The following is a 21400-nucleotide window of genomic DNA, read 5'->3' as shown; positions in this document are numbered from 1 at the left end:
GGGTTACAGTTCGATGACGGCTTCGCTCTCGAACTCCGAGCGGCTGCGCTCACTCTATGATCCGAATTTTGTTCGCCATGTCGAGACATTAAACGGCGGTGCGCCGGTCCAGGTCTGCGTCGAAAGCCGCATGCTTCTCGATCAGTCGGGAACAGGCGTGGCGACCTATGCGCGCGTTCTCGCCGGCTGTCTCGAGAGCGCCGGCGCCGTGCCACTGATCCTCGATGACGGCCGGCATTCCGACCCCAGGCCGAGATCGCGTATTGCACGGTGGGTATCGGCCGCTCGCGTCTCGCCGCGGCCCGCGATCGCGCTCGAGCCGACCGGGGCGCCCGAGCCGATGCAATGGGTGGCCCGGGACGTATTCCGCGAGGCCCAGGTGTTCTTCAACATCCACGGTCGCCTCCTGCCGGTCGCTTTCGATCGCCCTCCCGAGGTTATGCACTGGACCTATCCGGTCCCCCTCTATGTGGTCGGCGGCAAGAATCTCTATACGATCCACGACCTCATCCCGATCACGCATCCACACCTCACGCCGATCCCCACCGCCCGGCATAGTGCGATCCTCAAAGCCATCGCGCGCCAGGCTCAGGGAATCGTCACGGTGTCCGAGGCCGTCCGCGACTCCGTAATCGACCATCTCGGTGTCGCTCCGGGCAAGGTGACCAATACCTACCAGGCGATCGAGACGCCGCTCCAATCCGATCCGCCACTGCCCGCCGACCTGCGCTCAGGGCGCTACTTCTTCTTCTGCGGCCGCGTCGAGCGCCGGAAGAACCTCGCGTTCCTCGCTCGGGCACACGCGCAGAGCGGCTCGGAGCTGCCTCTCGTGATCGTTGGCCCCACCGTCGACGGAGAAGAGGAACTGGAGGCCGAACTGACGGACTTTACGGGCGTGCGGCGCCTCGCCTGGGTTCCGCGAAACGAGTTGATCGGCATGATGCGGCGGGCGCGCGCCTTGCTTTTCCCGTCGCTGGCAGAAGGGTTCGGGCTTCCGATTGTCGAGGCGATGACACTCGGCTGTCCTGTTCTCGCCTCGACCGGCGGTGCCGCAGCGGAGGTTGCGGGCGGCGCGGCCATGCTGATCGATCCGCATGATGTCGCGGCGATGGCGCAGGCCATTCGCCGCTTCGAGCGCGATGACGCGCTCTGCGCCCGGCTACGAACCGCCGGCTTCAACCGCGGCCGGAACTTCACACCGGAACTTTATGCCCGCCGGCTGCGCGCGCTCTATGCGGGCGCACTCGCGAACACGGCCGTGAACGGCGAGGCACGACCATGACCGGCGGGCCTCAAATCCGCGTCGGGATCGACGGCTTCAATCTGGCAATGGGGCAGGGCACGGGCGTTGCGACCTACGGACGGTCGCTCGTCGAGGCATGTCACGAACTCGGCCGCAAGGTCGACCTCGTTTACGGCCTCAACGTCCCGCCCAACGCGCGACCCGAGCAGCGCGAGACGCTGTTCTTCGCCGCCCTGGCGGACCGCTTGTCAAGCGAGGAACTGCCGCCGCGATGGTCGCTGAAGCGTTCGTTTCGCCGTCTGTGCCTGCGCCCCGGCGTCCGGACGCTTGTCGACGTCCCCATATCTGGCCGGGTGATCCTCAAGGGCGTTGCCGATGTAATGCCCGCCTTCGACGGCCTCGTTACCATGAACGCGCTGTTCAACGTCGGCGAACGTTACCTGCGGCGCTTCGGCCGGCTCATGCCGGTCAGGATGCAATCCCCACCGGAGATCATGCATTGGACCTACCCGGTTCCGGTACGAATGGTCGGCTCGCGGAACGTCTACACCATCCATGACCTGGTGCCACTTCGGCTGCCGTACCTCAGCCTCGAGGACAAGCGCTACCACGAGCGCCTCCTCCATGCCTGCATCGATGAGGCCGCGCACATTCTCACCGTGTCCGAGCATTCGCGCCGGGACATTTTGCAATACCTTCCTGTCCAGCCGGAGAAGGTCACGAACACCTACCAGGCGTTGCCGGCGCGGCGGCGTGCCGCGCCCGCGCCGGATGCCCTCGCGCGGAATCTACGGGCGATCTTCAATCTGGAGGCAGACGGCTATTTCCTCTTTTTCGGCGCGATCGAGCCGAAGAAGAATGTGAAGCGGCTGATCGAGGCCTACCTGTCCGCCTTCCTCGACACACCGCTCGTGCTGGCAGGGCCTGCCGCCTGGCGCTCTGAGGATCAATTGCGGCTGCTGGAAGGCGGCGGCGCGGAGGTCGCGCGGCAAGAGGGCCGAATCCGCAGGCTTGGCTACCTCCCGGCCGACCATCTCGAGCAACTTGTCGCCGGTGCGCGTGCCGTCATCTTCCCGTCCCTCTATGAGGGGTTCGGCCTGCCCGCGCTGGAGGCGATGTCGGCCGGCGCCCCGCTCATTGTCGGTTCCGAGGGCGCACTGCCCGAGATCGTGGCCGGCGCCGGCGTCCAGGTCGATCCCTATGACGTCGAGGCCATCAGCCGCGCACTGATTGGGCTCGACACGGATGATCAACTGCGGGCCGACCTGAGGGTCGCCGGAGCCAACCGAGCCCTCGATTTCACCATGGCGCAATATTGTGCCCGCATCGATGCGATCCATCGCCAGCTCCTCGTCGAGGCGCCGTACCCGCGGCGCGTTCGAGATGTACCCAAGAGCCACACCGCCGTTACCGGAGAACTAATGTGAACCTGCGGATCAACCGCACCAAACGCTCATCAGCGGCGGCTTTGCTCATCACCAGCACGCTGTTGTTGGGGGGCTGCGCCACTTTGCCGAGCAGCGGGCCAACCGCAGGGGAGATCTCCAAGGCTCAGCGGCAGCTCGACAGCTTCGATCTGGTCGACGTCGATGAGTCCGCGCTCGGGCGGATCACGGCGTCACCTTCGACTGGAAAAGGGCGGCTCGCGCCACTCGCCATCGACGGCATGGTCGATGCGATCGGTCCTGGCGACGTGCTCCAGATCACCGTTTACGAAGTCGGCTCCTCGCTCTTCGGCTCGCGCGCTGCTTCGATGGGATTTGCGCCGTCCACCGGCAGCGGCGAGAATCTCCCTCCGGTTACCGTTGCACGCGACGGGCGCATCACCATCCCCTGGGTCGGCAATATCAATGCACAGGGCAAGACCCCGGACGAGCTGGCAGCGGAACTCAGCGCCGCGTACCGCCGCAACTCCGAAAACCCGCAGGTGATGGTCGCGATCCGCGAGAACGTGAACAACACAGTCGTGGTCCAGGGTGACGTGAAGAAGCCCGGGCGGCTTCCGTTGACTCTCGCACGCGAGACGCTGCTCGATGCGATCGCGATCGCCGGCGGCTCGGCCAATCCGAGCCTCGACAGCATCGTCAAGATCAACCGTGGCGCGCGTTCCGCGGAGGAGCCGCTGAGTTCTATCGAGCCACGCTCCGAGGACGACCTACTCCTCCTTGCGCAAGACCGGCTGTCGGTGACATTTCGCCCGCGCACCTTCACGGTCCTGGGAGCGACCGGAAAAGTGTCCGAGATTCCGTTCCAGAGCCCGCGCGTGTCGCTCATCGAGGCGATCGGCCGCAGCGGCGGCCCAAGCGACGAACGGGCCAACCCCGCGGCGATTTTCGTCTTCCGTTACGAGCCCGCGGAGTTCGACGGCTCGCCGGCAGCCACGTCGCGAGCGGTGGCATACAAGCTCAATATGCGTCGGCCGGAAAGCTACTTCCTTGCCCAGCGCTTCGAAATGCGGCCGCGCGACGTGATCTACATAGCCAATGCCGATGCGAACATCCCGACAAAGGCGATCCAGGTGCTGAGCCTGTTCTTCTCGCCGTTCTACACGGCGAAGGTCCTCAGCCAATAGCTCTCAGACACGCTCACTACCTTCGGCAGCAGGGCATGGCCGCCTGATAGTCATTGAATGCTATAGGAAAGCGCGCCCTGGCACTGCGAGTTGGATGTGAAGTTGCCGCTCGTGACCAGCGAAATTCCGCTAGCGCCGGAGGTGACGAAGGTTGCGGACGTCGACAATGCGTTCACGGTGATCATGATCGGTCCGGGCAATCCAGTCATCCCCAAGCAGTAAACCGGGAAGGTGCCCAGGGGAGCAGATGCTCCGGCTGGAAACGGCAGACCCAGGAGTTCGGCGGTTCCAGACCCCGTCCCGAGCGAAGAAATAGAAACGAAGAACGAATATGTCAGAATACTCCCTCTGAGCTGCCACTTGGCGTTTTTAAATCCGAGCGCTGCGTTGACCCCACCGAATCTGACGGCAATATTATTGGAACCATCCGTCAGCGAGTAGCCCGGTATGTCAATCTCGACCGGAGACGACGCGGTGTTGGTGACTGTTCCCCCGGCCAAAACACCACCAAAGCGTGTCGGAAACGCGTTGCCGAAATTGCCGCCAACCGTGAGCCCGCCAGCATAGCTATTTCCTTCGAACACCACGCTCGATTGCCCCTGTGATGCGGCGCCGACGACAGTGACTCGCGGATTGTTGAATGTCTCGCCGGACGAGTTGAATATCAGCAAAGGCTGAGCGAGGGCTAACGTCCAGCCGTTCTTGTTGAAGCCGACCCAGGAATTGCCGTGCATTCTCCAGTCGCCCAGGGCAGTCCCCGCATCAAAATTGAAAACCGTGCCCGTTCCATTGTTGTCTCTGATTTCATTGTCGTTGAATCGAACAAGATTTATCAGGCCTGCGCTATGGTCGGAGCAGAAGACGTTGTGCGGAGATTCAGCCTGACCCGTAAATTCGAGATGGTTTCCGGTAAAACTGAACTCGCTTGTGGTCGGAGGAACAGCGGTAAGATTGTTCCAGTTTATGAAGCATGTCGGGTTCTGGATGTCGTTAAACTGCGAATTCGTCACTTTGATGGTGTTGGGGCCGCCTGCGCCGCCTGTAATTGAAATATAGTTATTGTGACGCCCAGGATTGCGCGTACCATTGCAGCCGAACCGACCAGTATCGATGTTGAACTCGGCGAGGCCATCCATCACGATATCGGTGTCGACGATATTGCAGCTCGAAACGTTATTGAACTTTGCGATGGTGCCGTACCCGCCGGTAGCAATCCGCTGAACCACCCTATAGCCGATAGCGTGGCCGTTGCAGTTCACATATCGGACCATGACAAAGAAGGACTCGGTGTAGAGGCATGTTGTTCCGTTCGGAATTTGCCCGGCCGCGCGGCTAATCGTGAGATCGCTGATGAGTTGCCCCCCGCGCGTTTGTGGCAGCACAAATGGTTCGACAACGGTAACGCAAGGCGACACCGAAATATCGCACTGAAGGACAGATCCGCTGGGTGGTTCTTGGGTGCTGAACGTTGTGCCCACAAGGTTCGCGCCGGATTGAACGACAATGGTTGATGCGGCGCGGCATGTCGCATTCGGAATTACGACCGTCACCGGATTGGACAGCGCTGCATTGATGGCCCCGGCGTCATCCGTGACGCCGTCGCATTTCGCGCCGAAATCCAGCACATTCGCAACCTCGCCAAATCGGGCTGCGAGAGATCGGGGCGTGGTCGATCCGGTTGAGGTCGCGGTGGCGCTGCTGACATCCTGAGCGGACGCTGGAGTGGCTAATGCGGTGGCAACCAGCAGGCAGAGAAGCCAACAGAGCAAAGGAGCCCGCTGGTACAAACCTCGGTAGCAAGTAGGTCCATCAGCCGCGCAATCCATGGTGTCTCCTCCTCAGGTGATTAAACGGCTGATCGGCGAGCTCAAATAGCTCCACCGCCTGTGCGACTGTGACGGTACATTCATCGGACGACGACCAATGAGCGATGTCTGCTCCCCCATCGGGCCGCAGCTCCCCTCAATATCTAGACACGTCAGCCATCTAGAGTTGGCAATGAATGCAGCGAATTTATCCGCCGCCCAGACACCGCGGCAGGGACGCACACCAGCGTTTGATCTGGCATTTCATCGGGGGTGTGAAAAGACTGCGGCAAGCATTCACTCGATCAGTTCGGGGGCGGCTGCAGCGGCGAGCGGCCGATGTGCGTCTTTCATCCGTTCGCTGGTGGAATCACTAGGCCGAAACGTCCCTGGTTGCCCTACACTCCTAATGACGCGCTGCCCGTCACCGCGGCATGCCGCTGGACGTGCATCGAGTCACGCGAAGGGAATGGAGTTCAATGCCGGCGCAAACAGTCGTGAACGGAGTGGCCATCGCCAAAGTGGCTGCCGAGGGACCGACAACGCTGCGGGCTTTCACCCATTCTCCCGCGGAACCGCCCGCGCACTTCCCTTCTCAAAACCTTGAGTGAGGCGTTAGGCAAATCATGGATCGCACCGCGACGCTCAACGACGTTGCAGAATGTTATCGTCTCTTTCTTGAGCGCGATGTTGAGGATGCCTCCACTGCGGTCATGCAGATGGCGGATGTGTCCAATCTATGGGAGTTGATCAACCGGTTCGCGGTCAGCACCGAAGCGATACGGCGCAAGGTCAACCGCGCGTCCGGGTTCATCAGCGACATATATGATCCATCTCAGGTCGACCCTTCTGCCAGCGATGCGCAGCGCGAGGATCTTCTGACCGATACGTTGGCCCGATGGGAGCGGTGTGGGCGCGGCTTTGCCTATGACCAGATCTTTCGCGATCCGCGCTTGTTCGCCGACCGCAGCGGTAAGTGGAATCGTGAAAAGCGATTAGAAATTGCGCAAGAGGAACTGCAGCGCATGTTCATCGCGCTCCATCGCAATGGCATCACCTTACCGCCGCACTTTTCAGTCCTCGCGCTCGGCTACGAGGTCGCATTCCTCGCTGCTGCGGTAGCGCATTGGCACGGGCGCTTTCTCGGCCTCGAAATCGGCCGCAGCGCCCTTGAGCAAGGAATCTCTGCGCTGGAAGAGCGTTCGGTCACCGCGGGCGAGCTCATATCGCTCCGGGCCTTTCTCGAATCCGCTCCATTCGATGATTGGCAGCGCCACGATATCTTTCACTCCGTCATGCTGCTCCAGTATGCCCCGCCGCCAGTGGCGCTCATGTTGCTTCACATCTGTCTCGGCAGGATCAAGCCGGGTGGCCATGCCTATTTCCAGGTGCCATGCCAAGTCTACGATTATGGCTTCAAGACCGCTGAATATCTGAGCGCGAAGTCGAACTCCGACGCCGGAGAAATCCACGCTTTACCGCAAAGCTACGTTTTCCAGTTGCTCGCGCGCCACGGCTTTGTGCCCCTGGAGATTCTTCCCGACCAGCGCATTGGACCAGCTGGCCTGTCGTTTACCTATCTCGCGCGGAAGATCCGATAATGGACGGTCACGCTGCGGACCCGACCGACGACTTTTTAGCCGGGAAAGTAATCATGCCTGCAGCCATGCCACCAGACCAAGCTCGCTCGGTCGTCGACCTGTTCTATCGCTCCATTCTCGGGCGCCCCGCCGATCCCTATGGCAGCGAGCTCCACACCAATCTTCTCGTATCAGGAGAGATCGACGAGCGAGGACTCGCGCTCGGTTTCTTCAACTCGGACGAGTTCAAGATTCGGACGGGCGCCTTGGAAGCGTTCCTCGACCAGGTGGTGATCGAAGCATTCGGCAGCAAATTCCTCCTGCCCCGAAGCTGGACGGCAGAGCTTACGGCACCTGAAGGCTATGAGAACTGGGTCATCCCTTACTTTCTCAGCCTTTGTCGGCCGGGGATGACCATCGTGGACGTCGGCGCCAGCATTGGCTCGCTCGCCTTGCCGGCCGCTCGCCACGTGCTGCCGGGCGGCTCTGTCTACGCGATCGAAGTCAGCCCGTTGAATTGCAGTCTGCTTGCGCAGAGCATCACGCTGAACGAACTCGACAATGTGCATCTTCTCCCGCTCGGGGTTTCCGACTATCTCGGTTTCGCGCGCCTCCCGCGTCAGCGGATGAGCAATAACAACGTGATCGATCGCGAGCGCGATACAAAGCCGACCGATATACGAAGCCACGACATGGTACCGATCGTGCCGTTCGACCTGCTCCATCCTGCCATCGGCAAGATCGATTTGATGAAGATGGACATTGAAGGCATGGAATATCGGGCATGCATGGGAGCGATCAATGCGCTCAAGCACGATCGCCCGATGGTTTTTCTTGAATATTCGCCCGAGTTTCAAAGGCAATGGTCAGGAGTGCCTGGGGTGCGTCTCCTCGGGCTTTTTCAGGAGTTGGGATATAGCTTCGAGATCCTGCATCGTACCAAGGACCGCGAACTCGTGACGGATCCCGATCCCGCCGCCCGGATAGACGCGGCCTGGGCGGAGCATTGCGCCCTCGACGGCGGTTCGCATCTCGACCTTTGCCTCCACCCGTCCGCCTGATCGGGCCACGCGGCCCTAGGCGCGACCGATGGCAACGCCCCCGATCTGAAATGCGAGACGGCGTGTGTCGAGGTTGCCAATCTCCTCAGCGGGAACCCATGTCTCTGACACGATCGTGAGGGACGTTCCTGCCTCCCCGGTACCGTCGACCGGCAACCGCGTCTCTCCGGGCTGAAGCGACAGCGGCACGATCGGGCCGTCATTCCAGCGCATGTTGGCCGTCACAGGTCGATCCCGGAAACTGTGCAGCGATATCTCCGCCTTCGCATCTGCGAGAGAGGTGCGAAAAATAATGCGCATGTCCCCCGTCGCGACGAGATAGTCGCCATCGAGGGCCGCGCCGACGATCTCACAATTTCGCACCATCCAGTCCGGGCTAAGCAATGGGTCAGCTGCACCGATGATGAAGTCGCCGATCTGTGGCTCCGGGTGCGTGACCACCGAGGTGTTCAGCAATGCACGGTCCATGCACGCGACAATGAATTCGCGCGACCATCCGCTCTCGAACCAGCCGTGCTTGCGAATGCAATAGACGGACATCGGGTCGAGCCTCAGTCCCCAATGCGGCCACCAGAAAGTATTGATCGGTTCGCCACAGGCAACGATCTTCCCGCCGGATGACAAACGCTTGCTCAGGCGGCTCAACAATGCCCAGGGCTCGACTGCGTGGTGGAGGCACTCATAGAACAGAACAAGGTCGACCGACGCATCGGGCAAATAGTCGTCGAAGCCCGCCTGGACCGGCTTGATATCGTAGCGGTAACGTTCCGATCGCGCCCGGACAAGCTCAACGAAATCGGGGTTGATGTCGACGGCTTCGACTTCCAGGCCGAGGTAGGAGCCCAGCTCGGATGACAGCCCCCAGCCGCATCCCATGTCGACCATGCGGGCGCCGCGCCGCGGATTGGCCAGCCGCATGGCCATGGTCAACTGCACGAGATGATTGGCCAGCACCCCCGGCTCGCCATGGTTGTAGGGATTGCGCGCGTTCAGATGGGCTTCGGGATCAAACACGGTGTGCTCATTGGCGGTTTGGTCGAGCGTTCGCCCGGAAATCTCGCGATAGAGCGCAATCTGCTGCTCGAAATAGGCCGCTCCGAACGGATCGAGGCTCGTGTCGACAGCCGTGACCGGAGCGTAGTTGAAGCCACGCCAATAGTCGTCCACGCCGGGAAAGCCCGGGCCGCCGAAGGAGTCGACCTTGGCCACAAAGGCGTCAAGATCCGCCGGACCGTATTCATTCATTTCGAGGCTCCGCGCTGAAAGCACATGCGAGCCATGACGCAGCATGCCGCGCATCAGGCCCCAGAGGTGGTGGGTAGGGCGAGGGGCGTCCTCGCCGACGGTCTGACGCAGCCAGCCCCACAGGGGTGCAAGACGACGCTCGGACATGATGCTATTCCGGCACGCTACCTTGTAGATAAGCCTGAATGGATACGAATTCTGCCGGCGGCCGATTGACCGAAAGGTTGTCCACGGACGAAAGCGTGACCGCCTCGAGAAGCGCCATCCGCGCGTTGGCGTCATTCGCTTCGCAGATATAGAAGCCGCGCACGCCGACCGCGATCCTGCGCCGATCGCCGCCGTCGCCAGCGACGCTCAGATCCTCGAACGTTTCGCAGGTAAGGAAAAGCTTGATCGGCAGATCCGACGCGACCTGCCCCGGGATTTCGACCGACACCCACTTGCTTTCATTGGGCTCAAGGGAAATCTCCTCAAGCCCCTCTTTGCCATTCGCGTCGATCCGCAGAGCGCAACGGACGTTCGGCATTCCCAGCAGATCGAAGTAGACGCGGTATGCCTGGGTCGCGTCGGGGACCGTGAAGAGGAGCGCGCCGCCGCCTGGCTTCGTCCAGCAGCCCCAGGGATCGCGTCCCCACCAGTTCGAGCCGGACCGGAAGGTTTCTGTCGAGCGTAGGCCGGGCCACAAACGCCCTGCAAGAGTGCGGCCGAGGGAATAGTACCTGCCGGATTCAGCGCGGGGAGGCGTGCAGTCCGGCGGTGCATCTGCGTCGAGCCAACGATTGGCGCTGCTGAGGATTTGTCCTGAAATGTCGTTCCATGACCGAGGCCGAAAATGCCGCACGATATTCTGTTCGCGCGATCGGCGGTATGCGGGATCGAAAGCCAGTCGTTCGATCCCTTCCGTCAATTCGGTCCGGGAATCGGGGCTGAAATAGTCCGCCAGGTCGCCGCCCGCCTCCGGAATCGACGAGATCTTGGAGCATAGCGGCACCTTTCCATGCCCTAGGGATTCGGTGACCGGCAGTCCCCAACCTTCATAGTGGCTGGGATACAAGGTGAAGAGGCAGCCCTCGTATAGCTGGTCCAGTTCTTCATCGGAGACATTCGAAAAGATCTGGACCTTCGCCATCAGGTCCGGCCGGGCCTTGAGATAGGCGTGAACGGGTTCATTCATCCAGCCCGAATTCCCGACACAGACGAGCTTGGGCACTTGTCTCGCACCATGCCGATCGATCAGCCGGTACCAGGCTTCGAACGCGAGAACGTGATTCTTGCGTGGCTCGATCGTCGAGACACACAACACATAGGATCCGCGCTGCAAGCCGAAGCTCTTCAGCGCTGCGCGGTCGCCTACCTCCGCCACCTTGCCGGGGATCGCATCGAGCCGAATGACCTCGATGCGATCGGGCGAAATCGGTCGCTCCAAATAGGCGCTGACCTTCATAAGGTCGTTTCGCGTCGACAGCGAATTGACGAGATAGCAGTCGGCGTGATCCAGCACGCTCACGATCCAGGCCATGAAGTCGCGGACGAGCAAGGGCGGACACAGTTCCGACCGGACCAGGGGAATCATGTCATGGACAAATGGCAGGTAGCGGATTCCGGCCTGCTCCTTCGCTTTACGCACGAACATGAAATAGTTGGGAATCCACCACGAGGTGCCAAGATTGATCAACAGCGCGCCGCGCGGAAAGGCAAAGGCGGGTTCGATATTCAATCGAACCGTCAGCTTGGTGAATGCCAATGTCCATTCTTCTTCCTCGCCCGACGAACTCAACCAGCACAGGTCGAGAAATTGCGCGCTTGGGATCTCGATCCACTCTTCCCGGGTCTCGTGGACGGCGCAAATTCGTACATCACAGGAAGCATCGCCCAGCGCTGAGCGTAATGTCTCCAACTGCACGCGCTGGATTCCACTCGGGGTGCGCGAATGGTTGAAATAGCTGATAAGATCCGACACGTCGAAGACCACACAGGTCTTGGGCGGGGTGCCGTCATCAGCCAACACGTCCGTTTCCACTGCCAGCGTTGTGGCACGTTCCGGAGGGGAAGAGTTTCTCGGGACAGGGAGGCTATCCGGCTTCTCGATGAGGGTCCTAAGCTGATGGATGCTGATTTTCGCGCCTTTCATGCTGAGGAACCGCAATTCGGCGTAGGCGTCGGTCGAAGGCGGAACGCAGCGCGCGGCGTCAAGATAGTGCTTGGTGGCCGCGGATATGTCGCCGCGAAGCTTCGCAATGTGCCCTAAATGCAAGTGCGGGTCCGCATTCGCTGGGCAAAGATCCCGGGCCTTCTCGTAGGCCTCTGTTGCCCTGCCAACATCTCCGCATTCCCTGAGAGCGTGGCCGCGTTGAATCCAAATATGGACGAGGTGTGGGGCTTGTTCGAGCACCGCCCGATAGGTTTCGGCCGCTTCCGGCCACGCTTTCAGATCACGCGCGGCATTGCCATGAGAAATAAGACGGTGGAGAGCGCTCGTGACCAGTACGCCGTGCGAGCGCTTCATGGTCATTTTAGAGAGCATAGGCATCACGCGGCTGAAAGCTTCACGCGGCATGTTCGCGTACTCCCGCGAGGATGAGCCATCCAATGGCGAAGGCGAGGAGCAAACCAAAGAAGACGGTCGCCACGATCATTAAACGCTGCGGGTACAGCGCCTTGCCAGGAAGATTGGGCGCAACCACCGATACGATGAACAATTGCTGCTTGAGGAGTTGCTCGCGGGCAGACTGATAGCTGGTCGAGGCTGCCTGATAGCGCTTCGCCGCCAAATCTTGCTTGACCCGCAGCTTCTCGAATTCCCCCAATCCAGTTGCAAGCGAGCGCCCCGACCCGGCAAGGCGGGCGCGCTCTGTTGCGACTTGAGCTTCGAGCGCGCGCACCTGTCTGGCGACCGCACCATATTGCGGCGCAGTTGGCGGAATTTTCGCGGCCATCGCCTGGAAGCTCGCGCGCGCAGCGGCAGCCTGTTGCTCGAGGGTCGCCGCAACCTGAATTTGCGCAGCTCCGGTCCGTTCAGGATCGATATCGCGGTTCGTCTGCCTGAATTTTGTCAGGGCGACTTGCGAGGCCTCTATCTCTGCCTCGGCCTCTTTCACCTGCCGGCTTGCCGCAGCCAAACCGTCGTCGAGCATCCGCTGATTAAGGCGGTTGACCCGTTGCTCACCGAGCTCGAGCAACCGTTGGGCGAGCATTTTAGCGTCGGACGGGCGAAAGGCGCGCACCCTTAGCGTCGTAATGCCTGTCTCCGACGATGCGCTTAACTCGACCTTCCCAAGATAATAGTTGAGCAGGGTCTCGGGCTGGGGAGTCGCGAACCAGAGGCGCGTCACCAGATCGGCCTCCGGCCGCCTGAAGATGTCAGTGAGACGTTGGCGGCCAAGCGCGTCGATTGCGTCGTGCGATACGAGATACTCACTGACGCCGTGCGCATCGGCCGGCGCGGTCGGAGACGCCAATCCGAGCATTTGACCCAAGCTGGACCCGCTTGGCACGGACTGGGGTGCACGAACAATGAACCTCGCCTCGGACTGATATTGGTCTGATGCGATCAGATATTCGAACCCCGCGACGAGTAGCGTGGGCAGCATCACGAGCAGCAGCAGCGGCAGCAGTCTGCGCCATCCTTTCCGCTCCAGTTCACCATCGTCGTCGTCGATAAAATCCGACCGCTCCGATGATGGTCCTGGTCCCGAATTTCCTCGCCCGCCTTCATCGAACGGGGGTGGGACGGCTGGGGCAAGAGGATCGGCAAACAATGCGCGATCCAACACCGTTGTCACGGCTTGTTCTCCCGGATGAGGTTGGCGGGGTGCGTGCATCGTCAGCTCAGATGCACATGGCGACGCAGCACGCGCAGCGCAGACAGGCCGATCACGGTCAGCAACAGGCACCAACCAACAATATAGATCGGGTTAAACTGCGCCTCTTCGATGCTCCCGAACTGGCCCATGTGGACCATCTCGAAGATTTGAACGCTGGGCGACCAGGATACCCATGTCCGATAGGGTTCCGGAATCCAGGAGAGCAAGAAGAATGCCCCCGACAGCGGCATGAAGATATATATGGCGGGATGGATGAGCTTGGACGCGGAGTGGCTGAAATGGGTTGCCGCACTGACCATCATCGAAATGGCGAACGCAAACCAGCTGAACAGAAACACCGCTGCCAGGAACAGCAAGGGACGAGCGGGCGGCGCTGCAAGGCCAAGGATCACGGCCGCCGACAGCAGAATCGCGAGGGCGCATACCGTCGAAAGAAATTCGAGCAACGCCCGCGAGAACAGGATGTCGAAAACCGTCACCATGCGATGGAACAAGAGTGTCTTGTTTGACTCGAGTGCCGTTTCGGATCGTGAAACGATCGAGCGGAAGATGATGAACACGCAATAGCCAGTGAGCGCGAACGGGACCGCTCGAAGGTCCGAACCATGGATATTCCCGGTTCCCTCCGATCCCACGTGGATGACGGCGACCGCGCCGGCCAAAAGCATCGGCTCGGCGAGCATCCAGAGATAGCCGATATTGTCGCGACCATACCGCGTATGAAGTTCGCGGATTATCAATGCTCCGATCACATGGCACTGACTGTCAAATCCATCGGTTGTCCGCCAAAGCAGCCGGCGCAGGTCTTGGCCACGGGTCAACATGCGATCATCTCCTCGACAAGCGACAGGGCCGCCGCCACATGCGAATCCCAAGAGATGGGCGTCCAACTTTTCATTCGAGCCTGCTGGGCAGCACGGCGGGCGCTCGCCGGCGCGCAATAGTCGAGAATGAGATGGCGCCAGGCTGCGCCGTCGACCGGATCGATATAATCCGGAACCATCCCGCCGGCCTCGCGGTGTGCCGGGATATCGCTCGCCAGGACCGGCACGCCGGCGACCAGCGCCTCCGCGACCGGCATACCAAAGCCTTCGGCGAACGACGGCATGAGCAGCGCGCGCGCGCGGCTGATCAGCTCCCTGAGCTGGGCGTCCGGCAAGCGCGGCAGTTCCCGCACGCAGTCCCGCAGACCCGGACAACGATCCAGCAGGTCGAGGATGTTCTCGTTCTCCCAACCGCGCCGCCCTACGAGGTACAGGAGCGGCACGCGGTCCGCGCCCAGCGCTTCGACCATCGATCGCCAGATATGCAAAAGGAGCAGGTGGTTCTTGCGCGGCTCGATCGTCGACAGACAGACGAAATAGTCGCGCTGCAGCGGACCGAATGCTCCCTTCATTACTGCTCTACGATCGACACCGAACCGCGCCACCCGCGTGGGGCGGCCGCCGAGATCTATCTCCGGACTCGCCAGCAACGCGTCGAGCGTGGCCTGGGAGTTCGTCAGGATGCCGTCAGCGAACCTTTCGACCGACCGCAGGCGGCGGCGGTGTAGGTCGGGACCGTTCGGCCGGGCATATTCCGGATAGGAAATCGGAATGAGGTCGTGGACCATGCACACGAATTTCGCCCGCTCACGGCGCAACTTGCCGGCGACGACCGAGGGATGCTGCAGGTGATGGGGCGACACCTGAAGCACCACGCGCGGCGATGAACCAGCCGGTATAGGACGTGGCCGGAGCAGCCAGCATTGTGCCGCGGCAATTCGCCGGCTCTGCGTCGCATGCTCGGCGCCGCCGATCGTCTCCCAGCGCTCCTCCGTCCGGTTCAGGAACTCCTCGACGGCGCGAAGCGGCAGACGACCATAAAGGCCGGTCGGGTGCACGGCGCCGAAACGCAGTCGCTCCGGGATCAGGCGAGCGAGCGTCCGGGCATAGGCCATTTCCACTCGGTCAATCCCGGTGGGAGAAGGGTGCAACGCGCGAGACAGCAGCCGCGAGAGGTCGAGGATGATCTCGGGTGGATATTGCCATTGGCCCCGAGGCCCGGTCGGCAAAGACCCTCGATAAGGATGACCCTCCTCAACCGCTCTTGGAAGGAACATCATGCGCGCACTTTCACGGCCGGCGCATCCGCGCTGCTGGTCTCCATGCTCTGACAGAGCCTTGCGACGGCAGCTGGAACGAGATGGGCACGTGCTTCGGCGTTGCTGAAGCCGCCGCGGAGCAGACAACGCGCGACAAGGACCCGCCGGAAGGCTTCGTAGATTTCGAGCTGCGGCCTCCCCGGATCTGCCCAGAAGGTATCCAACCCACCGTGGTGGGTCACGCCGGCCAGATCATATACGGCAACGCCCAATACCGCGACCGGCGTGCCGGCGGAGAGCGCAAGCGTCCCGGTAGTGCTGTTCACCGTCACGACTCCCGCCGCCCGGGCCACGAGCGCGTCGATATGGCCGTGCTCGAGAAACAGGACGCGCCGCGCGATATTGGAGTTCGATGCGATCTTTCGGACGATCCCGCGCCAGCCCTTGAGCCCGTTGTCGAGTGGGTGTTCCTTGACCACCAACACCGTGTCCGCGGACGCGTGTTCCGCGAAGGAGGCGACGATCCGCTCAATGGCCTCCGTCATGCCAGCGAACGGCGAATGGGTCCTGATTTGATGGTCGGAGTCGAGTTGCAGCGGCAGCACGAAATAACGGCGCTGCCCCAGTCGCCCGAACGTAAGCGCCGCGCGCAGCCTGGCGATCGGACGGACGGCAAAACGAAGCGCCCAACCCGCAAGCTCGGCCGCCGCAGGGTAGGGACGGTGCGACCGGTAACGGGCAAAGCGGAAGTGCAGAAGGCAGTCGGCAGCGAAATAGCCGAACGCTTCGATCGCGCGCTGTCGGAATGACGCGGGGATCGGCGGATAGACCGGAATCGGCGGGAGCCGATGGGCCAGATGCAAATACTCCTGCGGATCGCGCGGAAGGCTAGAATGCCCGTTCACGCCGCCGCGCTCGAGCGTCACCCAATCCGGCCGGACATAGCCTTCCTCGAAGACATGGACGGCCAGCCGCCGATCATTTGCCAGCGAAATCGCTGCCTCGTGGAGCGGTCGGCAGTCGCCGAACAGGACGATGTCGGTGACGCCCTTTTCGTCGAGCACAGAGGCGAGATAGTCCGGCCACGCCTTCAGATCGCCTGTGAAGTCGTAAGCGGCTCCCCGCCAATCGAGCCAATCGCCACCGTGGAAATTGATCCTGCAACAGCGATGCCCTTCGGCTTTCAGACCGGCTGCCAACTGCGCAAAGAACGGACCCGGCGGCCCTTGCAGGAACAGGAAGCTCGCGGGCGGTCGGCGCGTCATGCGGCCGCTCCGACAAGGCGGCGGCTCGTAACGAGCGCCTTGCCCTGAAGGCTCCGAAGCCGATTGAGGATTGTAGGCGCAGGCTTTGGACCCGCGAGATGTCGTTGAACGAGCAATTCAGGCGAGCAGGGCAGGCCGGTTTCAGGGTCGACGTAGCGCGGATAGAGGATGAGACACCCTGCCACCAATTCCAGAAGCGTGAGGCGCCGCCGGCGCCGTTCGACGGGAGGACCCATATCCTGGGTCAGCCCCCAGCCCGCATAAAAGGGCTGTCCATGGGTCACGACCTGGCATCCTCGGAGTAGTGCCTCGAAGCCGGCCAGGGATGTCAGCGTGTGGACGCAATCCACCTGGTCCAGCAGCTCGGCAATGGAGCCGTCGCGGATGACGGCGTCAGCAAATTGCAGCGCTTGCGCATCGTCGACATGGCCTTTCCGGAGGCCTGCCGAAACGTCGGGATGCGGGCGGTAGCCGATCCACGCATCCGGTTCCGCCGCCCGCGCCCGGCGCAACAGGTCGATGTTGCCCGTTACACCGGTGCCGCCCAGTTTGACCGAAAGATCGTCCGATACCTGGCCGGGCACAAGCACCCGGCGGGCCGCATCGGGAAGCTCGATCGACCCGGTTTTGTGCGCAGCATATTTCGTCACGCCGCCCCGCACCAGGAGTTGCACCAGCGCTGCTGCCCGCTCGATCAACTGAGGCTGGAATTCAATTTCCGACAAAATCCGCTCGAGGTCGCTCGGGCAGTTTGGATCATAATAGATGCCCGTCATGTCGATCACGATCGAGCAAGGTGGGAACAGATGTGTGCCGAGACCGATCGACCGGATGAAACCGTCTTCGATCCGGGCAAGCGGCAGCGCACCGTCTTCGGCCTTGCGCACGAACCCTGACGGAACTCGCGACGGCCATATGCCCACAGGTTTGCCGCCACCAACCTCCGGGCCGCTCGACGCGGAGAGCAGACGGGGAGGGCGATCGGCCCATAGAAAGCGGCTTAGCGCACGCGCCTTCCAACCCTTTATGCCGACTACATTGGAAAGACTTCGGTTGGCGTCGATCTGCGAACGCCACTCGCCGAGTATCTCGATCCACTCGAGAACATCGATGGGGGCGCCGGTGAAGGGGTCTGCATAGTCCCACGCATCGAAATCAGCGACGAGCTGGTCGCGCAGTCGCGCAGTGTCAAATTGCTCGCCGGTTTCGGGATCAACGACGTCGCGACCCGCGGCCGCAGCCAGCAACGCCACCTCATCCGTAGCAGAGGCGACAATGCGCTCGCTGCGCTCAATCAGCGTCCATGGATCATGGTCCCCAGCAAGAGCAACCGTCTCGATACCGATCGCCGGCACCGGAGGCGGATCAGCACTAACCGATGACAGCAGCAGCGGTGTCAGGGCGACAATACCCTCTCGTTTGATCGCTGGTTCTGCGCGCTCGCAATCGGTCCGGATGAGGGCCGAAAACCGATCTCCCACCGAGGCGGGGACCGACCAGAAGCTGCCACCGACGCGGGATCGGGTCACGGCTTCGCAGATCTCGGCAATGCTGTCGGCGGTGCGCAATCGCTTCGCGCCACCTGCGCGCAACAGGGGCACGCCATTAGGTTTCGCGTCAGGAAATGGCGGCGACCGCAGAATCGGCTTTCGCAACGCGCGTTGGCGTCCGAATAGACCGGATTGAAAAGCGGTTGCGAAAGACATGCCCACCCAAGGTCAGAAGCTCTGATCTATATGGCTGGCCATGACGCGTCCCTTGCCGGTGGAATCACTAGCGCCGATAAATTTTTTGATTCCCTGGACTGCTGTCCTGGCTCAAGATTTCGACTTGTCGCTGCCAGATCGGAAGCGTTCGCTAGGGAAACCACTAGCGGCCGCTGATTGCGACCCCGCTATCAGCCCGGTGTTCATGGTGTGGGACCCGAGTCGCGACAGATCGCCGCCGGCGATGGATTCCATGCCAAGCGTGATGACGGCACAGGAAGATAGCAGCGCCACATGACTTCGGCCTCTTCGACAACCGCGACGGACGACGCATGGGAACCGCTCGCCTCTGATCGCCACGGAAGCTGGCGCCTCGCTGCGGGCGACATGGCGCATGCCGTGACCGTTCCGTTCGTTCCGGTACTGATCGCCGAGTTCGCGGCCGCCGCGCGGGTCTTTCCGATCGTCTTTTCGAATAGCGATCCCTCGCCGATTGCGATCCTGGGGCTCGATCAGCACAACCTCTTCGTGAAGGACGGGGTGTGGGAGAGTGAGTTCGCAGCTCGGATCGGTGATGCGCAGGCTGCGGGCGAGCAACAGGCCGACATCTATGTCCCGGCCTATATCCGCCGCCATCCCTTCGCGCTGCTGCGAACGACGGATGAGCAGCACGTCCTCGCGATCGACAAGACAAGCCCGTTGCTTCGAAAAGAGGGCGAGGAGGGGACGCCCCTGTTCGAAAATGGCAAGCCTTCCGCGACTGTGGCGTCAGCGCTTCAGTTCTGTGAGGCCTTCCGCCAACAGGCCGAAGCCACGATGGCGTTCGTTCGTGCGCTGGAGGCGCGGGAACTCCTCATCGAACGGCGAGCGAATATCACCCTGCATAGCGGCCGCTCGCTCGGGCTCACCGGATTCAGGATCATCGACGCCGACAAATTCGCTCGGCTCGACGGCCCGACCATCGTCGAATGGCACGCAAAGGGTTGGCTCGCGCCCGTCCACTTCCATCTGGCTTCTCTCTCGAGGCTTCAGGCTCTGGCGCGGCGGCAAGCAGATGCCGATGCCGAGCACGATGGGCGCACCAACGCCAATGGCCAATCAGAATCCCAACTTCCAACCGCTTCAGCATGAGGAACGAAAATATGCGTCGAATGATCACCGCCATCGCGCTGGCGTCTGTCGCAGCGGCCGCCCATGCGCAGACCGCGCCGGCTCCCGGCACGCAGTCCGCGCAGGGTCTTGGCGGGCCGGCCATCGCCGGCGTTTGCCTGTTGTCCCGCCAAGCCGTGCTCTCGAACGCCAAGGTCGCCGTGGCCGCCACCGATCGCTTGCGCACGCTGACGCAGGAAGCGCAGCAGGAGATTGATGCCGAGCGCAAGCCGCTCGACGCGGACATTCAGGCGTTCAACGCCGAATCGTCGAAACTTTCCGAGCCGCAGCGGCAGCAGCGCCAGCAGGCATTACAGGCCCGACTGCAACCGATCGAGACCAAGACCCGCGTGCGCGCGCGTGAAATCGATGCCACGCGCGAGAAGGCGCTCGAGCGGATTTCCACAGAACTGCAGCCGGTCGTGGCGCAAGTCTACAAGCAGCGCAATTGCGGTCTTCTGATCGACCGCAGTTCGGTGATCGGCGGCAACATGACCAACGACCTGACTGCCGCGGTGACGCAGGCGCTCGATGCCAAAATCTCTACCATCACTTTCAACCGCGAGACGCTACCGGCCGAGAAAACGGCATCTTGAGCAATCGGCTAAGGATGAGGTCGGTCGCCTTCGTCTGCGATCGACCTCGCTGGCGATATATTCGCCCCTTTAAGGCGAAGAGGAAGACATGGTGCGACCACTGATATTCCTGGCTCTGCTTTCTGCGCCGCTCCTGGCAGCGCCGTCGCCTAAAGCTCAGCCGCCACGGCATCCTTCAGCGCAGACGGATTGGGTCCACATGGTCGCCCCAACCGCGGAAGGCGGCGTGCGAATGGGCAATCCCAGTGCATCGCTTAGGATTGTCGAATATGGCTCACGCACATGCCCGCATTGCGCAGCATTCGATGCCGAAGGCTTGGCCAATCTCAAGGCGAACTATATCGCGACCGGCAGGGTCAGCTATGAGTTCCGCGATTTCCCGGTTCATGGCGCGCTGGATCTGGCGCCCATCCTCCTTGGGCACTGCGTGCAGCCTTCACAATTTTTCTCCGTCCTGTCTCAAATGTACCGCGATCAATCCGAGTTGCTGAGCAATGCCGACGCCACGATCGCCGCGGTGCAATCCCGCCACGACGCCTCGCCAAATCAGATCGCTACTTCCTACGCAGAAGGCTTGGGCTATTTGAGTTTTATGAAGCAGCGCGGTTTTTCCGAACCGAAACTGCGCAGCTGTCTCAACGACCAGAAAAAGATTGCGAGTATCGCAAACCAGGCGAAATTCGCCGACCAGACCTACAAGGTTGGCGGAACGCCGACCTTCATACTCAACGGGAAGACCTTAGTGGATGTCTATGATTGGAGCGCACTTGAAAAAGTTCTGTCGAGCGCTCGCTCGTAGCTCCGCGTAAGAGCTAGCTTCGAGCGTGCAACCGGGATGGGAGAAGTCACCACTCCGATCGCCTGAATGGCCGCACCTTCCTTGAAGCATCGGGCTCGCTCTTCCGAGGGCCCGCGCTTGAGCCATGAACCGCCGCAGCACCTTGGGCAAGTTCGATTTGGCAACCCGCCGATCACCTTCTCCGTCGCCCCAATTGGCGGTCCTCGCATTCACGAAATGCAGCCGTTTCCGACATCGTTGTCAATCTGGCAGCAAAAATCTGCGCGTTCGCTTGCCAGTCTGCGCGACCTCAAGTGTCTATGTAATGGGTGGATAAGATTGGCCGGGGCCTGCTCGACCTGGCTGAGGGGTCGACTGGCTCGCCGATCAGGCGCTCAGACCCGACCATCTTGGTGCGGGGGTGATGGCATCGACCGGAGAACGCCTATGCGCAACGGCAACCCATGAACTTCCATGCCGTCAACACAGGACC

16 protein-coding genes are annotated in these 21400 nt (G+C 61.7%); 8 read left to right on the top strand and 8 right to left on the bottom strand.

Going from position 1 to position 21400, the window contains the following annotated elements; genetic code table 11:
- The first annotated feature begins 130 nt into the window (after positions 1–130).
- From PX554_RS06415 to PX554_RS06405, 3 genes are read left to right on the top strand one after another with little or no spacing between them, the layout of a single operon-like run.
- Positions 131–1282 (top strand): glycosyltransferase family 4 protein, encoded by a 1152-nt coding sequence (locus tag PX554_RS06415; RefSeq protein WP_275499920.1) that lies wholly within the window; start codon positions 131–133, stop codon positions 1280–1282.
- Entirely contained in the window at positions 1279–2670 is a 1392-nt protein-coding gene (locus PX554_RS06410; protein WP_275499918.1) for a glycosyltransferase family 4 protein, read from the top strand. Before PX554_RS06415 ends, PX554_RS06410 begins: the two co-directional genes overlap by 4 nt.
- Positions 2667–3815, top strand: a complete 1149-nt coding sequence (locus PX554_RS06405; protein ID WP_275499916.1) for a polysaccharide biosynthesis/export family protein — start codon at positions 2667–2669, stop codon at positions 3813–3815. Before PX554_RS06410 ends, PX554_RS06405 begins: the two co-directional genes overlap by 4 nt.
- Positions 3816–3865: 50 nt before the next feature.
- Here the strand turns inward: PX554_RS06405 and PX554_RS06400 are convergent, their stop codons facing one another.
- The gene (locus PX554_RS06400) at positions 3866–5440 is read right to left on the bottom strand and encodes a hypothetical protein (RefSeq protein WP_275499914.1); all 1575 of its coding nucleotides are present in this window, start codon (positions 5438–5440) and stop codon (positions 3866–3868) included.
- A gap of 806 nt (positions 5441–6246) precedes the next feature.
- Between PX554_RS06400 and PX554_RS06395 the strand changes: the two genes are divergently transcribed.
- Positions 6247–7221: a class I SAM-dependent methyltransferase gene (locus PX554_RS06395; protein WP_275499912.1), complete on the top strand. Its 975-nt coding sequence runs from the start codon at positions 6247–6249 to the stop codon at positions 7219–7221.
- Positions 7221–8261, top strand: a complete 1041-nt coding sequence (locus tag PX554_RS06390; RefSeq protein ID WP_275499910.1) for an FkbM family methyltransferase — start codon at positions 7221–7223, stop codon at positions 8259–8261. The genes PX554_RS06395 and PX554_RS06390 overlap by 1 nt, the downstream gene beginning before the upstream one ends.
- A 15-nt stretch (positions 8262–8276) precedes the next feature.
- Here the strand turns inward: PX554_RS06390 and PX554_RS06385 are convergent, their stop codons facing one another.
- From PX554_RS06385 to PX554_RS06355, 7 genes are all read right to left on the bottom strand, one after another.
- Positions 8277–9653 carry a class I SAM-dependent methyltransferase gene (locus tag PX554_RS06385; RefSeq protein ID WP_275499908.1) on the bottom strand — a complete coding sequence of 459 codons (1377 nt, stop codon included), beginning with the start codon at positions 9651–9653 and terminating at the stop codon, positions 8277–8279.
- A gap of 4 nt (positions 9654–9657) precedes the next feature.
- Positions 9658–12063 carry a glycosyltransferase family 4 protein gene (locus PX554_RS06380; RefSeq protein WP_275499906.1) on the bottom strand — a complete coding sequence of 802 codons (2406 nt, stop codon included), beginning with the start codon at positions 12061–12063 and terminating at the stop codon, positions 9658–9660.
- Positions 12053–13288 carry a KpsE/RkpR family capsule polysaccharide export protein gene (locus PX554_RS06375; RefSeq protein WP_275499904.1) on the bottom strand — a complete coding sequence of 412 codons (1236 nt, stop codon included), beginning with the start codon at positions 13286–13288 and terminating at the stop codon, positions 12053–12055. The genes PX554_RS06380 and PX554_RS06375 overlap by 11 nt, the downstream gene beginning before the upstream one ends.
- Positions 13289–13329: 41 nt before the next feature.
- Positions 13330–14154 carry an ABC transporter permease gene (locus tag PX554_RS06370; RefSeq protein WP_275499902.1) on the bottom strand — a complete coding sequence of 275 codons (825 nt, stop codon included), beginning with the start codon at positions 14152–14154 and terminating at the stop codon, positions 13330–13332.
- On the bottom strand, positions 14148–15269 hold the full coding sequence (locus PX554_RS06365) for a glycosyltransferase family 4 protein (protein ID WP_275500012.1): 1122 nt from the start codon (positions 15267–15269) through the stop codon (positions 14148–14150). The genes PX554_RS06370 and PX554_RS06365 overlap by 7 nt, the downstream gene beginning before the upstream one ends.
- A 161-nt stretch (positions 15270–15430) precedes the next feature.
- Positions 15431–16678, bottom strand: coding sequence for a capsule biosynthesis protein (locus PX554_RS06360; protein WP_275499900.1), 1248 nt, complete (start codon positions 16676–16678; stop codon positions 15431–15433).
- A complete protein-coding gene (locus PX554_RS06355; protein WP_275499898.1) occupies positions 16675–18246 on the bottom strand; it encodes a capsular polysaccharide export protein, LipB/KpsS family in 1572 nt (523 codons plus the stop codon). The genes PX554_RS06360 and PX554_RS06355 overlap by 4 nt, the downstream gene beginning before the upstream one ends.
- A gap of 432 nt (positions 18247–18678) precedes the next feature.
- Between PX554_RS06355 and PX554_RS06350 the strand changes: the two genes are divergently transcribed.
- The 3 genes from PX554_RS06350 to PX554_RS06340 all read left to right on the top strand — a co-directional run bounded on the left by PX554_RS06350 (position 18679) and on the right by PX554_RS06340 (position 20928).
- Positions 18679–19515 carry a SapC family protein gene (locus PX554_RS06350; RefSeq protein WP_275499896.1) on the top strand — a complete coding sequence of 279 codons (837 nt, stop codon included), beginning with the start codon at positions 18679–18681 and terminating at the stop codon, positions 19513–19515.
- 20 nt (positions 19516–19535) lie between these two features.
- A complete protein-coding gene (locus PX554_RS06345) occupies positions 19536–20129 on the top strand; it encodes an OmpH/Skp family outer membrane protein (protein WP_275499894.1) in 594 nt (197 codons plus the stop codon).
- Positions 20130–20217: 88 nt separating this feature from the next.
- Positions 20218–20928 (top strand): DsbA family protein, encoded by a 711-nt coding sequence (locus PX554_RS06340; RefSeq protein ID WP_275499892.1) that lies wholly within the window; start codon positions 20218–20220, stop codon positions 20926–20928.
- Positions 20929–21400: the final 472 nt, after the last annotated feature.

The organism is Sphingomonas pollutisoli (assembly GCF_029167165.1).
Lineage (GTDB): Bacteria > Pseudomonadota > Alphaproteobacteria > Sphingomonadales > Sphingomonadaceae > Sphingomonas > Sphingomonas pollutisoli.
The sequence above is the reverse complement of the archived record's forward strand: the minus strand, read 5'-3'. Positions and strand labels throughout refer to the sequence as shown.

What these genes read in the sequence shown, in the direction of transcription:
- PX554_RS06415 (WP_275499920.1), top strand. Translation starts at nt 131, where the DNA reads ATGCTTCTCGATCAGTCGGGAACAGGCGTGGCGACCTATGCGCGCGTT.
- PX554_RS06410 (WP_275499918.1), top strand. Translation starts at nt 1,279, where the DNA reads ATGACCGGCGGGCCTCAAATCCGCGTCGGGATCGACGGCTTCAATCTG.
- PX554_RS06395 (WP_275499912.1), top strand. Translation starts at nt 6,247, where the DNA reads ATGGATCGCACCGCGACGCTCAACGACGTTGCAGAATGTTATCGTCTC.
- PX554_RS06390 (WP_275499910.1), top strand. Translation starts at nt 7,221, where the DNA reads ATGGACGGTCACGCTGCGGACCCGACCGACGACTTTTTAGCCGGGAAA.
- PX554_RS06385 (WP_275499908.1), bottom strand. Translation starts at nt 9,653, where the DNA reads ATGTCCGAGCGTCGTCTTGCACCCCTGTGGGGCTGGCTGCGTCAGACC.
- PX554_RS06380 (WP_275499906.1), bottom strand. Translation starts at nt 12,063, where the DNA reads ATGCCGCGTGAAGCTTTCAGCCGCGTGATGCCTATGCTCTCTAAAATG.
- PX554_RS06370 (WP_275499902.1), bottom strand. Translation starts at nt 14,154, where the DNA reads ATGTTGACCCGTGGCCAAGACCTGCGCCGGCTGCTTTGGCGGACAACC.
- PX554_RS06365 (WP_275500012.1), bottom strand. Translation starts at nt 15,269, where the DNA reads ATGGCCTATGCCCGGACGCTCGCTCGCCTGATCCCGGAGCGACTGCGT.
- PX554_RS06360 (WP_275499900.1), bottom strand. Translation starts at nt 16,678, where the DNA reads ATGACGCGCCGACCGCCCGCGAGCTTCCTGTTCCTGCAAGGGCCGCCG.
- PX554_RS06350 (WP_275499896.1), top strand. Translation starts at nt 18,679, where the DNA reads ATGACTTCGGCCTCTTCGACAACCGCGACGGACGACGCATGGGAACCG.
- PX554_RS06345 (WP_275499894.1), top strand. Translation starts at nt 19,536, where the DNA reads ATGATCACCGCCATCGCGCTGGCGTCTGTCGCAGCGGCCGCCCATGCG.
- PX554_RS06340 (WP_275499892.1), top strand. Translation starts at nt 20,218, where the DNA reads ATGGTGCGACCACTGATATTCCTGGCTCTGCTTTCTGCGCCGCTCCTG.